At 67.6% G+C, this 12,626-nt stretch carries 12 protein-coding genes; 6 read left to right on the top strand and 6 right to left on the bottom strand.

Annotated features, from left to right (window positions below; translation table 11 throughout):
* Nucleotides 1-5: 5 nt before the first annotated feature.
* The gene (locus tag ABQE89_RS02190) at nt 6-482 is read right to left on the bottom strand and encodes a hemerythrin domain-containing protein (protein ID WP_448413688.1); all 477 of its coding nucleotides are present in this window, start codon (nt 480-482) and stop codon (nt 6-8) included.
* 283 nt (nt 483-765) lie between these two features.
* On the opposite strand from ABQE89_RS02190, the gene dnaK reads away from it, so the two are divergent.
* From dnaK to ABQE89_RS02170, 4 genes are all read left to right on the top strand, one after another.
* Entirely contained in the window at nt 766-2,631 is a 1,866-nt protein-coding gene (gene dnaK / locus ABQE89_RS02185) for a molecular chaperone DnaK (protein ID WP_448413686.1), read from the top strand.
* Complete coding sequence (gene grpE / locus ABQE89_RS02180) at nt 2,628-3,236, top strand: nucleotide exchange factor GrpE (protein WP_448413684.1); 609 nt, start codon at nt 2,628-2,630, stop codon at nt 3,234-3,236. The genes dnaK and grpE overlap by 4 nt, the downstream gene beginning before the upstream one ends.
* A 61-nt stretch (nt 3,237-3,297) precedes the next feature.
* On the top strand, nt 3,298-4,476 hold the full coding sequence (gene dnaJ, locus ABQE89_RS02175) for a molecular chaperone DnaJ (RefSeq protein ID WP_448413682.1): 1,179 nt from the start codon (nt 3,298-3,300) through the stop codon (nt 4,474-4,476).
* Nucleotides 4,476-4,841, top strand: a complete 366-nt coding sequence (locus ABQE89_RS02170; RefSeq protein WP_448413680.1) for a heat shock protein transcriptional repressor HspR — start codon at nt 4,476-4,478, stop codon at nt 4,839-4,841. The genes dnaJ and ABQE89_RS02170 overlap by 1 nt, the downstream gene beginning before the upstream one ends.
* Before the next feature lie 6 nt (nt 4,842-4,847).
* Here ABQE89_RS02170 and ABQE89_RS02165 read toward each other — a convergent pair whose 3' ends face one another.
* From ABQE89_RS02165 to ABQE89_RS02155, 3 genes are all read right to left on the bottom strand, one after another.
* Nucleotides 4,848-5,750, bottom strand: a complete 903-nt coding sequence (locus ABQE89_RS02165; protein ID WP_448413678.1) for an aldose 1-epimerase — start codon at nt 5,748-5,750, stop codon at nt 4,848-4,850.
* An 88-nt stretch (nt 5,751-5,838) separates the two neighbouring features.
* A complete protein-coding gene (locus tag ABQE89_RS02160; RefSeq protein ID WP_448413676.1) occupies nt 5,839-7,005 on the bottom strand; it encodes an FAD-binding oxidoreductase in 1,167 nt (388 codons plus the stop codon).
* Between the two features lie 16 nt (nt 7,006-7,021).
* Nucleotides 7,022-8,032 (bottom strand): ABC transporter permease, encoded by a 1,011-nt coding sequence (locus ABQE89_RS02155; protein WP_448413674.1) that lies wholly within the window; start codon nt 8,030-8,032, stop codon nt 7,022-7,024.
* A gap of 96 nt (nt 8,033-8,128) precedes the next feature.
* On the opposite strand from ABQE89_RS02155, the gene ABQE89_RS02150 reads away from it, so the two are divergent.
* Nucleotides 8,129-8,767, top strand: coding sequence for a TetR/AcrR family transcriptional regulator (locus tag ABQE89_RS02150; RefSeq protein ID WP_448413672.1), 639 nt, complete (start codon nt 8,129-8,131; stop codon nt 8,765-8,767).
* Here the strand turns inward: ABQE89_RS02150 and ABQE89_RS02145 are convergent.
* Complete coding sequence (locus tag ABQE89_RS02145) at nt 8,762-9,424, bottom strand: GAP family protein (protein WP_448413670.1); 663 nt, start codon at nt 9,422-9,424, stop codon at nt 8,762-8,764. The two genes, ABQE89_RS02150 and ABQE89_RS02145, sit on opposite strands and share 6 nt — an antisense overlap.
* Before the next feature lie 31 nt (nt 9,425-9,455).
* Nucleotides 9,456-9,860, bottom strand: a complete 405-nt coding sequence (locus tag ABQE89_RS02140) for an Rv0361 family membrane protein (protein ID WP_448413668.1) — start codon at nt 9,858-9,860, stop codon at nt 9,456-9,458.
* Between the two features lie 161 nt (nt 9,861-10,021).
* Between ABQE89_RS02140 and clpB the strand changes: the two genes are divergently transcribed.
* A complete protein-coding gene (gene clpB, locus ABQE89_RS02135) occupies nt 10,022-12,568 on the top strand; it encodes an ATP-dependent chaperone ClpB (RefSeq protein ID WP_448413665.1) in 2,547 nt (848 codons plus the stop codon).
* Nucleotides 12,569-12,626 lie beyond the last annotated feature (58 nt).

Below are 12,626 nucleotides of genomic sequence, written 5' to 3'. Positions count from 1 at the left end.
GCGGCTCACACGTTCCAGCGCACCATGTCCCGACCGGGGTGTGCCTGGTGCCAAGCCTCGATGGCGAGGTTCCACTCGTCGCCGTCCAGCGAGGTCAATGCGGCCGGGAAGATCCCGTCCTCCTCCTTCCTGATGTGCTCGAACAGGTCGTCGACCGCGTCGCGGATGGCTTGCTGGTGCGTGAGGTCAGTGAGGTTCACCCCGGCCAGCAGGTCTTCGAGCTCGCGGTGTTCGCGCACCAGCGGGGCGATGTGCTCGGCGAACAGGTCGTCCTTGCTCATGACCTTGAACAGACCGTTCTCTTCGGCCCGCCAGTGCGACCGCAGCTCGTCGGCCATCTCGGCCAGCAGGCGGTTCGCGGACTGCAGGTCGCCGCGGTCGATGGCGTGGACGGCCTCGCGACCGAGGTTGAGCGAAGTGGCGTGTTCGCTGATGTAGTCGCGGATCAGCGGCACGTCGCGGCAGCCGCAGTACTGGCACATGACCCGACCGTACTAACGATTGGCTGCATCGAGTGTGCGCGCACGGCGCCGAAACTCGAAAAATGCCGCCGCAGACGCACACTGGGCGCCGTCACCGCACATTCGGGCCCGCAGCGGCGAAACAAGGCCCCGGGACGGGAACAAATGGTGTGGGCGACCCGTTGTGAGCAGAGAACAGTTGAGTGGACTAGGCTCAAGTCTGGTTTGACAGGATGCCACCGGACGGAGCAGTCTTGAGTCCGGTGCACTCAGACCCGTAGCAGATTAATTCAGGAGGCAAACTATGGCTCGTGCGGTCGGAATCGACCTCGGGACCACCAACTCCGTCGTCGCGGTACTGGAGGGTGGCGACCCCGTCGTCGTCGCAAACTCCGAGGGCTCCCGCACCACGCCGTCGGTTGTCGCGTTCGCGCGCAACGGCGAGGTGCTGGTGGGCCAGCCCGCCAAGAACCAGGCGGTGACCAACGTCGACCGCACGATCCGGTCGGTCAAGCGTGAAATCGGCACCGACTGGTCGATCGAGATCGACGGCAAGAAGTACACGGCGCCGGAGATCAGCGCCCGCGTGCTGATGAAGCTCAAGCGGGACGCCGAGGCGTACCTGGGTGAGGACATCACTGACGCGGTCATCACCGTGCCCGCGTACTTCAACGACGCCCAGCGTCAGGCCACCAAGGACGCCGGCCAGATCGCCGGCCTCAACGTGCTGCGCATCGTCAACGAACCGACGGCGGCGGCGCTGGCCTACGGCCTGGACAAGGGCGAGAAGGAACAGACCATCCTGGTGTTCGACCTCGGTGGCGGCACGTTCGACGTCTCGTTGCTCGAGATCGGCGAGGGTGTCGTCGAGGTCCGCGCCACCTCGGGTGACAACCACCTCGGCGGTGACGACTGGGACGACCGCATCGTCGAATGGCTGGTGGAGAAGTTCAAGGCCACCTCGGGCATCGATCTCACCAAGGACAAGATGGCCATGCAGCGGCTGCGTGAGGCCGCCGAGAAGGCGAAGATCGAGCTCAGCTCCAGCCAGAGCACCTCCATCAACCTGCCCTACATCACCGTCGACGCGGACAAGAACCCGCTGTTCCTCGACGAGCAGCTGACTCGTGCCGAGTTCCAGCGCATCACCCAGGATCTGCTGGACCGCACGCGCAAGCCGTTCCAGTCGGTGATCGCCGACGCCGGCATCTCGGTGTCCGACATCGACCACGTCGTGCTGGTGGGCGGTTCCACCCGGATGCCCGCGGTCACCGAGCTGGTCAAGGAGATGACCGGCGGCCAGGAGCCCAACAAGGGCGTCAACCCCGACGAGGTTGTCGCGGTGGGCGCTGCGCTGCAGGCCGGTGTGCTCAAGGGTGAGGTGAAAGACGTTCTGCTGCTTGATGTCACGCCGCTGTCGCTCGGTATCGAGACCAAGGGTGGCGTGATGACCAAGCTGATCGAGCGCAACACCACGATCCCCACCAAGCGCAGCGAGACCTTCACCACCGCCGACGACAACCAGCCGTCGGTGCAGATCCAGGTCTATCAGGGTGAGCGTGAGATCGCCGCGCACAACAAGCTGCTCGGCAGCTTCGAGCTGACCGGTATCCCGCCGGCACCGCGCGGTGTGCCCCAGATCGAGGTGACGTTCGACATCGACGCCAACGGCATCGTGCACGTCACCGCCAAGGACAAGGGCACCGGCAAGGAGAACACCATCCGCATCCAGGAGGGCTCCGGCATCTCCAAGGAAGAGATCGACCGGATGGTCAAGGACGCCGAGGCGCACGCCGAGGAGGACCGCAAGCGGCGCGAGGAGGCCGACGTCCGCAACCAGGCGGAATCGCTGGTCTACCAGACCGAGAAGTTCGTCTCCGAGCAGCGTGAAGCCGAGGGTGGTTCCAAGGTCCCCGAGGACACCCTGACCAAGGTGGACGCGGCCATCGCCGATGCCAAGAAGGCGCTGGAGGGCACCGACATCGCCGAGATCAAGTCGGCGATGGAGAGGCTCGGCGTCGAGAGCCAGGCGCTCGGCCAGGCGATCTACGAAGCCACCCAGGCGCAGCAGGGTGACGCCGGTGGTGGCCCGGATGGCGGCGCTGCCGGGTCGTCGGCTGACGACGTGGTGGACGCCGAAGTTGTCGACGATGATCGGGAGAACAAGTGAACCAAAACGATTCGTACGAGCCGGTGACCGTCACCGACAAACGGCGTATCGATCCCGAGACCGGCGAACTGCGTGATCAGGCATCCGGGCCGGCCCCCAGTGGGCCGGCGCCGGACGCCGCCGAGGCACAAGCTTCGGACTCGGCTGCCGCGTCGGAGGAAGTCACCGAACTGAAATCGACGCTGCAACGCGTCAAGGCGGAGTACGACAACTACCGCAAGCGCACGCTGCGCGACCAGCAGGTCATCGCCGATCGGAGCAAGGCCGCGGTCATCACCGAGCTACTGCCGATCCTCGACGACCTCGACAGGGCGCGCAGCCACGGCGACCTGGAATCGGGCCCGCTGAAGGCGCTCGCCGACAAACTGGTCGACACCCTTGAAGGACTTGGTCTTTCGGGATTCGGTGAAGAGGGCGACGACTTCGACCCCGAACTGCACGAAGCCGTGCAGCACGAGGGGGAGGGCACACATCCCGTCGTGGGGCACGTGATGCGTCGCGGCTACAAGGTGGGCGAGATGGTGGTGCGCCACGCCATGGTCGGTGTCGTCGACACCGTGCCCGAGCCCGCCGAGGACGGTTCGGCCGATAACGAATCCGGCTGACCGCTGCACATCGAGAATGAGACTGCGATAGACCTACAAGCGCGGAAGGAGGTGACGCGGTATGGCCCAGCGTGAATGGGTCGAAAAGGACTTCTACAAGGAGCTCGGCGTCTCCTCCGACGCCAGCATCGACGAGATCAAGCGGGTCTCACGCAAACTGCAGGCCAAATACCACCCGGACCGCAACCCGGGGGACAAGGCCGCCGAGGACCGCTACAAGGCGGTCTCGGAGGCCAAGGCCGTCCTGACCGACGAGGCCAAGCGCAAGGAGTACGACGAGACGCGGCGGCTGTTCGCCAACGGCGGCTTCGGTCGGGGTCGGTTCAGCGGTGGCGGCGCCAACTTCGGCGGGTTCAGCGGGGACGGCGTCGAGTTCAACCTCAACGACCTGTTCGACGCGGCCGGCCAGACCGGCGGTGCCAACATCGGCGACCTGTTCGGTGGCCTGTTCGGTCGGGGCGCACAGCAGCCACGGCCGAGCCGACCGCGTCGCGGGAACGACCTGGAGACCGAGACCGAGCTGTCGTTCATGGAGGCCACCAAGGGTGTGATGATGCCGTTGCGGCTCACCAGCCCGGCGCCGTGCACCAATTGCCATGGCAGCGGCGCACGTCCGGGAACCAGTCCCAAGGTGTGCCCCAACTGCAACGGCGCCGGAGTGGTCAGCCGCAACCAGGGCGCGTTCGGCTTCTCCGAACCGTGTACCCAGTGCCGCGGCAGCGGCTCGATCATCGAGCACCCCTGCCAGGAGTGCAAGGGCACCGGAGTGACGACCAGGACGCGCACCATCAACGTGCGCATCCCGCCCGGTGTGGAGGACGGCCAGCGCATCCGGCTGGCCGGCCAGGGCGAGGCCGGGCTGCGCGGAGCGCCGTCCGGTGACCTGTACGTGACCGTACATGTGCGCCCGGACAAGGTATTTGGCCGCGACGGCGACGACCTGACCGTCACCGTTCCGGTCAGCTTCCACGAATTGGCGTTGGGCACCACGCTTTCGGTGCCGACGCTGGACGGCAAGGTCGGCGTCCGGGTGCCCAAGGGCACGTCGGACGGCCGCATCTTGCGGGTGCGTGGACGCGGCGTGCCCAAACGCGGAGGCGGAAGCGGCGACCTGCTCGTCACCGTGCGCGTTGCGGTACCGCCGAACCTCGAGGGGGAGGCCGAGGAGGCGTTGAAGGCCTACGCGAAAGCGGAGCGGGACAGCGGGTTCGACCCGCGGGCGAATTGGGCAGGTGCGTGATGGCCAAGCGACCTGAAGACGAAGCGCGCACCTTCATGATCTCGGTGGCCGCGGAGTTGGCGGGCATGCACGCCCAGACGCTGCGTACCTACGACCGGTTGGGCCTGGTGCGCCCACAGCGCACCTCCGGCGGCGGCCGACGCTACTCGACGCACGACGTGGAGTTGCTGCGCGAGGTGCAGCGGCTCTCCCAGGACGAGGGTGTGAACCTGGCCGGCATCAAGCGCATCATCGAGCTGACCAATCAGGTCGAGGCGCTGCAGAGCCGGGTCAAGGAACTTACCCGCGAGGTCGAGGAACTGCGGCGATCGCGACCGAAGAGCACCGCGCTGGTGGTGTGGCAGCCGCGCAAGGGCGCGCGCTGAGCCACCTCAGGTGACCGCGATCGAAAAGCGCAGCGTCTCGGGCTTGCCCGGCATCGCATACCGGTAGGAGCCGCGACGTAGTGCGTCCGTCGGTGCGGCCATCGGCTCGAACGCGACGACGTCGTCGTTGCGCGGCGCGAAGACCTGGGCGGCGGGATAGCCCTTCTCCAGCGTCACGTCGACGCGGCGGTCACCGCCGGCGATCGAGAACACCGCACCCTCGGGCACCTCGTCGAAGCCGTCGTCGTACTCCACGTTCTTGAGCGGTTCGGTGGTTCCCGTCCACGGTTCGTGCTGCCCGGTCGGGATGCCCCAGTTGTCCACCGGCAGGTGGCGCATCGTCGGTGTGGTGATCCGCCAGTGCTCGCGGGGCACCCCCGGAATCGTCAGATACGGGTGATAGCCGAAGCACAGCGGCACCGCCGCCGCCGTCGTCGGCATCACGGTGGTTTCGATGGTGAGTTTGCGGTCTTCGAGCGTGGCGTGCTGGGTGAGCAAGTGCGGGAACGGAAATGACGCGAGTAGCCGCGGTTTGCCGCCGAAGTCCAGCACCGCAGTCAGCGAGTTCTCCGAGCGTGCGGTGACCAGCCAGCCGGGATAGGCCGCGAGCACGCCATGGATGGGCACGCCGTGCTCGTCGGTGCGCACGCCGCCGGTGCCCGGTGTCAACGTGACGACGGCGCCGTGGATCCCGTACTTGCTCGCGCTCAACCGGTTCGCCCACGGGTACAGGATCGGGATGCCCATCGTCTTGCCGGTGGTCATGTAGGCGTTCAGCCCGCGGCGCTGGCCGAGGAACTCGTCGCCGCCGTCGGCGAACGAACTGCCCACCATGCCGGCCACCGGAACGAACGTCGCGGTCATCGACGAGGACGGGTCCTTCAGCGTGACGCTCTGAAAGTCGACCATGGCTGCCGATCCTGCCACCTCGGCGGTGCGCCACCGCGGATTCGGCGTGATTACCTGGTCACCGCAGGTTTTCACACCGAAATCGCCATCAGTTTGCCAGCGGATCGTGCTGAATCCGTTCGGCGGGTGCCCCTTTGGCGATCAGCGTGGCCTTGGTGGCCTCGACCATCGCGGGCCCGCCGCAGATCAGGATCTGCCGGTCGCCCCAGTTGCCGTATCGGGTCACCACCTCGGGCAGTCGGCCGGTCTGGCGTACATGCAGCCCGCGCGGCGGCTGTACGTCGGGATAGTCGCGGGCCCACGGTGGGTCGCTGTTGTACTCCGACACCGGCGTCACCGACAGCCACGGGTTCTGCGAGGCGATCTGCCACAGCGTGGGCAGATCGTAGAGATCGCAGGGATAGCGGCCGCCGAAGAACAGGTGTACCCGCGGGTTCACCCCCCACCGGGTGAGGTCCATGATCAGCGCGCGCAGCGGCGCCAGGCCGGTGCTGCCCGCAACCATCAGGACGTCTCCGCCGTCACGGTCGATCTTGAGCCCGCCGTGGGGGCTGGAGACCCGCCACCGATCGCCGGGTCTGGTCTCGTTGACGATCGCGGTGCTGACCATTCCGCCGGACACCGAGCGGATGTGGAACTCGATCCCGGCGCCGGCGTCGGCCGGAATGGCGGGGCTGAGGTAGCGCCAGCGGCGTGGCCACTGGGGCACCTGCACGGTGACGTACTGGCCGGGGTGATACGGCAGCGGACGATCCATCTGCACCCGCACCACCGAGACGTCGCGCGTGGCCCGGTGGTGTTCGATCACCGTGCCATCGCAGTACGCCGGGCCCTGCTCGGCCTCGGCGGCACCGCGCATCACGCCGATGATCAGCGCCACCGCGTCGTGGGTGGCCTCGGCGACCCGGTCGTCCCAACTGTCGGCCAGATGTCCCCGCAGCGTGTTGAACAGCGCGGCCTGCATGGTGTCGTAGTGCCGTTGCGTGACACCGTATTTTCGGTGGTCGCGGCCCAGTTGGGCGAGGAACGCCACCGGCTCGGTGGCCCGTTGTGCGACGAGTTCGGCGAACACCCAGGACATGGCGTGGGCGAACGCCTGCCGCTGCGCGTCCATATCGGGGGGAAACAGGTCGCGGGCCGAGAAGTCGATGGCGAACCAGTTGGTGTAGAACGCCCGGATCAGCTCGTCGGAGCCGCGCGCGGGGTCGACCGCGTCGAGCAGCAAGCGCAGCGCGTCACGGTCGTCGAGTCCCACGCCGTTCGATAGTAAGTCAGTCGACGACCGCCCTCCGCTGCCGAACCGCGGCGGCCACGACAAGTGCCGTTCCCAGCGCCACCCAGCAGGTCAGCACGACGATCGAGGCGGCGCCGCCGGCCCCGTCGAAGAAGGCCGCCGAGCGCAGCAGGGTGCCGTTGGCGCCCTGGGGCAGGTACTGGCCGAACGTGCCCCATCCACTCGGGAGCAGCTCGGGCGCGGTGTTCAGACCCGACAGCGGGTTGCCGACCAGCAGCGCGGTGAGCGCGCCCAGGGCAAGGCCGACGCGGCCGAACAGCGAACCGAGGCCCAGCAGGGTCAGCCCGGTGGCCAGCGCGCCGAGGGTCAACGCACCGGCGACGCCCAAGAAGTTCGCGTCGATGGAGCCCAGCACGTAGCGCAGCAGCGCGGCGATCGTCAGACCTGCGACACCGGCGAACACCACGGCCGCCGCAAACCGCGTCCACACCTCGCGCTTGAGCACCAGCACCAGCGCGACGGCCGGCAGCAGACCGGCCAGGGTGATCGGCAGCGCCGAGGCGGCCAGACCCGCGCCGCGGGGGTCGTCGGTGGTCGGCGGGGCGAGGTCCTCGACGCGCAACGGTGCCGCGCCGGTCTGCGCAGCGATGCCCTGCCCGATCTGGGTGAGCATCTGCGCGATCATCGGGCTGCCGCCGGTGGCGATCAGCAGGCTGGGCCCGCCGGGCCCGAATGCCAAGCCGCCGTATACCTCTCGGCTTTCGATGGCGTCGCGCAGCGCGGCTTCGCCGGGGTAGTAGGTGACGTCGAACGCGCCGGGCGCCCGCTCGTCGAGTTGCGCGGTGATCTGCCCGCCGGCGGCCTGCGGTCCGGCGATGCCGATCGGCACGTCGTGCGGCGCGGTGCGGGCGGCGGGCAGTGCGAAGGCGATCGAGACGACCGCGAGCACGATCGTCAGCACGACGACGACGCCCGCTGCGCGGATCGCTGCCGGGGGTTCGTGAGTCGCTGCGTGATCGTGGTGGCGCGGCACCATTTCCGTGGCCATGTTGAACTCTTTTCATTCACCGTTGAATTATTGCCAGGCGAGCGTAACGCCGGGGCGGATTGTTTTCAACAGTCATTGAAATGTTATTGTCGTCATATGCCCTCACCAGCCAGGACGCCGAAGAAGCGCGGCCGTCGCCTCGGGGAACCGGTGTCCCGCGATGCGGTATTGGCCGCCGCCAGGCGCCGGTTCGCGACCGAGGGCTACGAGAAGACGACGCTGCGGGCCATCGCGCGCGACGCTCACGTCGACCCGTCGATGGTGCTGTATCTGTTCGGCTCGAAGGCAGATCTGTTCCGCGAATCGCTGCGACTCATCCTCGATCCCGACATGCTGGTGGCCGCGCTCAGCGGCCGCGCGGACGGCGAGCCCGACATCGGCACCCGGATGGTGCGCACCTACCTGAGCATCTGGGAGTCGCCGGATTCGGGCCCGACCATGGTGGCGATGCTGCAGTCGGCGACGTCTAATTCCGATGCGCACGAAGCCTTTCGGGGCTTCATGCAGGACTACGTGCTGACGGCGGTGTCCGGGGTGCTCGGCGGTGACGAGCAGTCCCGGCTGCGCGCGATGCTGGCCGCCAGCCAGTTGGTGGGGACGGCGGTACTGCGTTACGTGATGAAGGTGGCGCCACTGGCCACCCTGTCCGGCGACGACCTGGTGCGGCTGATCGCACCTACGGTGACGCGGTATCTGACCGCCGACGCGGCCGAACTCGGGCTGCCCGAGTCATAGATTGTGGATTCCCTTGTAGGCCACCATCAGACCGATCACGATTAGGATCACCGCCATCAGCAGCGCATGCTGACGCTCCATCCAGTCCTTGAGCCGCGCCAACGGCGCGTCGAGGCGATCGCCCGAGACGGCGTAGCCCAGCACGGGTAGCGCGACGGTGGAGCCGGCCACCGCGACGAACCACACCACGGCCGCCCACACATCCGACCGGCCCAGCCCGGCGGTGCCGATTGCCAAACCGGCTGCGGCGCAGATGAACAGCACCTTGGGATTGACGACGGTGAGTGCGCCCGCCGCGCCGAACGCGCGAGCGGGGGTGAGCCGGCCCAGGCTCTGCATCCACTTCGGGGTGTGCGTGGACTTGTGCCGGGTGAGCCAGCGGTAGATGCCGAAGGCCACCAGCGCGGCGCCGACCGCGATGCGCAGCCACGACGCCCACTCGGGGGGCTTTCTGCCGAGCCCGCCGAGCAGGCTGGAGATGCCGAGGAAGGCCGTCGTCAACGCCGCGATGCCGATCAGCCAGCCGGCCAGAAACGCCAGGCCGGTCGGGCGCGGTCGCGGGGAGTGCAGAACCAGCACGGCCGGGATGATCGACAGCGGGGACAGCGCCACCACGAGCGCCAGCGGAATGAGTTCGGTCAGCACCGAGCTCGGCATATGACGTCCACCTCTCTCGATTCACACGGACTTACACGGTTCGGCCTGCGCGATACCGGCAGGCCTTCCATTCGGCGCCCTCACGGACGAACTCGACGTCCAGCGTCTTTGGCTGCTCGTGGTTGACGGCCTCGAAGCGGACGTTGGCGACGGCTACCGACGCCGGGTCGCCGGCGACGTTCACGGAGTTGACGGCGATTCGGGTGGGCCCGTCGGTTCGTCGACTCTGCTGCCAGTGAGCCTGGAAGCCCTCGACGCGCAGCACGTCGGTGCACAGGTAGGTGGCGAACGTCGCGAAGTCGAAGCGGTTGTAGGCGTCGTTCATCTCGACGAGCACGTCGCGGACCCGGTCCTGGTCGGTGGCCGCCCCGGCCGTGCCCGGCGCGAGCACGGTCAATGCGGCGGCAACCCCCAACGCGCACACCAGGCGGCCCATGGCATCAGCGTGGCCGATGACCGGCCGAAATCGGCGTGATGAGCGTTGGCGTGTCGCATGCCGCAAAATTGTCGAAGTTGAGCGGAACAGACTCAACCTTGACGACGTTGAGTATCACGACAAGCATTTTCCCCATGCCCGAAAATTGATCGGAGGAAGTCGTGGACTCGTTCAACCCGACGACCAAGACGCAGGCTGCGCTGACCGCGGCGTTGCAGGCGGCCAGCACCGCCGGCCACCCGCAGATCCTGCCTGCGCACTTGTTGATGGCACTGCTGACGCAGAACGACGGCATTGCCGCCCCGTTGCTCGAGGCCGTCGGGGTCAACCCCGCGAGCATTCGCACCGAGACGCAGCGCCTTCTCGACAAGCTCCCCAGCGTCAGCGGGGCCAGCGCGCAGCCACAGCTCAGTCGGGAATCGCTGGCCGCGATCACCACCGCCCAGAACCTGGCGACCGAGATGGACGACGAGTACGTCTCGACCGAGCATCTGATGGTCGGCCTGGCCACCGGTGACTCCGATGTCGCCAAGCTGCTGACCGGTCACGGCGCCTCCCCGCAGGCGCTGCGCGAGGCTTTCGTCAAGGTTCGCGGCAGCGCCCGGGTCACCACCCCCGATCCCGAGGGCAGCTATCAGGCGCTGGAGAAGTACTCCACCGACCTGACCGCCCGCGCGCGCGAGGGCAAGCTCGACCCGGTCATCGGGCGGGACAACGAGATTCGCCGCGTTGTGCAGGTGCTGAGCCGTCGTACCAAGAACAACCCGGTGCTCATCGGTGAGCCGGGCGTGGGTAAGACCGCGATCGTCGAGGGCCTGGCCCAGCGCATCGTCGCGGGCGACGTACCCGAGAGCCTGCGCGACAAGACCGTCGTCTCGCTGGATCTCGGTTCGATGGTCGCCGGCTCGAAGTACCGCGGCGAGTTCGAGGAGCGGCTCAAGGCCGTGCTCGACGAGATCAAGGAGTCGGCGGGCCAGATCATCACGTTCATCGACGAACTGCACACCATCGTCGGCGCGGGAGCGACCGGCGACGGTTCGATGGACGCGGGCAACATGATCAAGCCGATGTTGGCCCGTGGCGAACTGCGCCTGGTCGGCGCCACCACGCTCGACGAGTACCGCAAGTACATCGAGAAGGACGCCGCGTTGGAGCGCCGTTTCCAGCAGGTGTACGTCGGTGAGCCCTCGGTCGAGGACACCATCGGCATCCTGCGCGGGCTGAAGGACCGCTACGAGGTGCACCACGGCGTGCGCATCACCGACTCCGCGCTGGTGGCGGCGGCGACGCTGTCCGACCGCTACATCACCAGCCGGTTCCTGCCGGACAAGGCCATCGACCTGGTGGACGAGGCCGCGTCACGGCTGCGGATGGAGATCGACTCGCGGCCCGTCGAGATCGACGAGGTGGAGCGGCTGGTGCGTCGCCTCGAGATCGAGGAGATGGCGCTGTCCAAGGAAGAGGACGACGCATCCAAGGAGCGGCTGGAGAAGCTGCGCGCCGAGCTGGCCGACCAGAAGGAGAAGCTGGCGGAACTGACCACGCGTTGGCAGAACGAGAAGAACGCCATCGACGTGGTCCGCGAGCTCAAGGAACAGCTGGAGGCATTGCGCGGCGAGGCCGACCGTGCCGAGCGCGACGGAAACCTGGAGCGGGCCGCCGAGCTGCGCTACGGGCGCATCCCGGAGGTCGAGAAGAAGCTCGACGCCGCGTTGCCGCACGCCGAGGCGCGTGAGGACGTCATGCTCAAGGAAGAGGTCGGCCCCGACGACATCGCCGGCGTGGTCGAGGCGTGGACCGGTATTCCGGCCGGGCGGATGCTCGAGGGTGAGACCGCCAAGCTGCTGCGGATGGAAGACGAGCTGGGCAAGCGCGTCGTCGGCCAGAAGAACGCGGTGCAGGCGGTTTCCGACGCGGTGCGGCGCAGCCGGGCCGGTGTCGCTGATCCGAACCGGCCGACGGGTTCCTTCATGTTCCTCGGCCCGACCGGCGTCGGTAAGACGGAGCTGGCCAAGGCGTTGGCGGAGTTCCTGTTCGACGACGAGCGGGCGATGGTCCGCATCGACATGAGCGAGTACGGCGAGAAGCACTCGGTGGCTCGGTTGGTCGGTGCGCCCCCGGGCTACATCGGCTACGACCAGGGTGGTCAGCTGACCGAGGCCGTGCGTAGGCGCCCGTACACGGTGATCCTGTTCGACGAGATCGAGAAGGCACACCCGGACGTGTTCGACGTGCTGCTGCAGGTTCTCGACGAGGGCAGGTTGACCGACGGTCAGGGCCGCACCGTCGACTTCCGCAACACGCTGCTGATCTTGACGTCCAACCTGGGCGCTGGTGGCAGCGAGGAACAGGTGATGGCCGCGGTGCGCTCGGCGTTCAAGCCCGAGTTCATCAACCGGCTCGACGATGTGATCGTGTTCGACGGGCTCAACCCCGAGGAACTGGTCCACATCGTGGACATCCAGCTCGAGCAGCTGGCTAAGCGGTTAGCGCAGCGTCGATTGACGCTGGAGGTGTCCCAACCCGCGAAGAAGTGGCTCGCTGAGCGCGGGTTCGACCCGCAATACGGCGCCCGTCCGCTGCGTCGGTTGATCCAGAAGGCGATCGGCGATCAGCTGGCGAAGCTGCTGCTCGCGGGGACCGTGCACGACGGCGACGTGGTGCCGGTCAACGTCAGCCCGGACGGCGACTCGCTGGTCTTGGGCTGACCCGTGCGGGATGGCGCGCTTGAGATAGGACCGTGATCTGCTCGAGTTCGGGATTTGG

Source organism: Mycolicibacterium sp. XJ1819 (genome assembly GCF_053483675.1).
The sequence above is the reverse complement of the archived record's forward strand: the minus strand, read 5'-3'. Positions and strand labels throughout refer to the sequence as shown.

Excerpts from the sequence above, each read along its gene's own strand:
- ABQE89_RS02145 (WP_448413670.1), bottom strand. The coding sequence starts at position 9,424 with ATGCCGAGCTCGGTGCTGACCGAACTCATTCCGCTGGCGCTCGTGGTG.
- ABQE89_RS02155 (WP_448413674.1), bottom strand. The coding sequence starts at position 8,032 with ATGGCCACGGAAATGGTGCCGCGCCACCACGATCACGCAGCGACTCAC.
- ABQE89_RS02170 (WP_448413680.1), top strand. The coding sequence starts at position 4,476 with ATGGCCAAGCGACCTGAAGACGAAGCGCGCACCTTCATGATCTCGGTG.
- ABQE89_RS02140 (WP_448413668.1), bottom strand. The coding sequence starts at position 9,860 with ATGGGCCGCCTGGTGTGCGCGTTGGGGGTTGCCGCCGCATTGACCGTG.
- ABQE89_RS02150 (WP_448413672.1), top strand. The coding sequence starts at position 8,129 with ATGCCCTCACCAGCCAGGACGCCGAAGAAGCGCGGCCGTCGCCTCGGG.
- ABQE89_RS02190 (WP_448413688.1), bottom strand. The coding sequence starts at position 482 with ATGTGCCAGTACTGCGGCTGCCGCGACGTGCCGCTGATCCGCGACTAC.
- dnaJ (WP_448413682.1), top strand. The coding sequence starts at position 3,298 with ATGGCCCAGCGTGAATGGGTCGAAAAGGACTTCTACAAGGAGCTCGGC.
- dnaK (WP_448413686.1), top strand. The coding sequence starts at position 766 with ATGGCTCGTGCGGTCGGAATCGACCTCGGGACCACCAACTCCGTCGTC.
- ABQE89_RS02165 (WP_448413678.1), bottom strand. The coding sequence starts at position 5,750 with ATGGTCGACTTTCAGAGCGTCACGCTGAAGGACCCGTCCTCGTCGATG.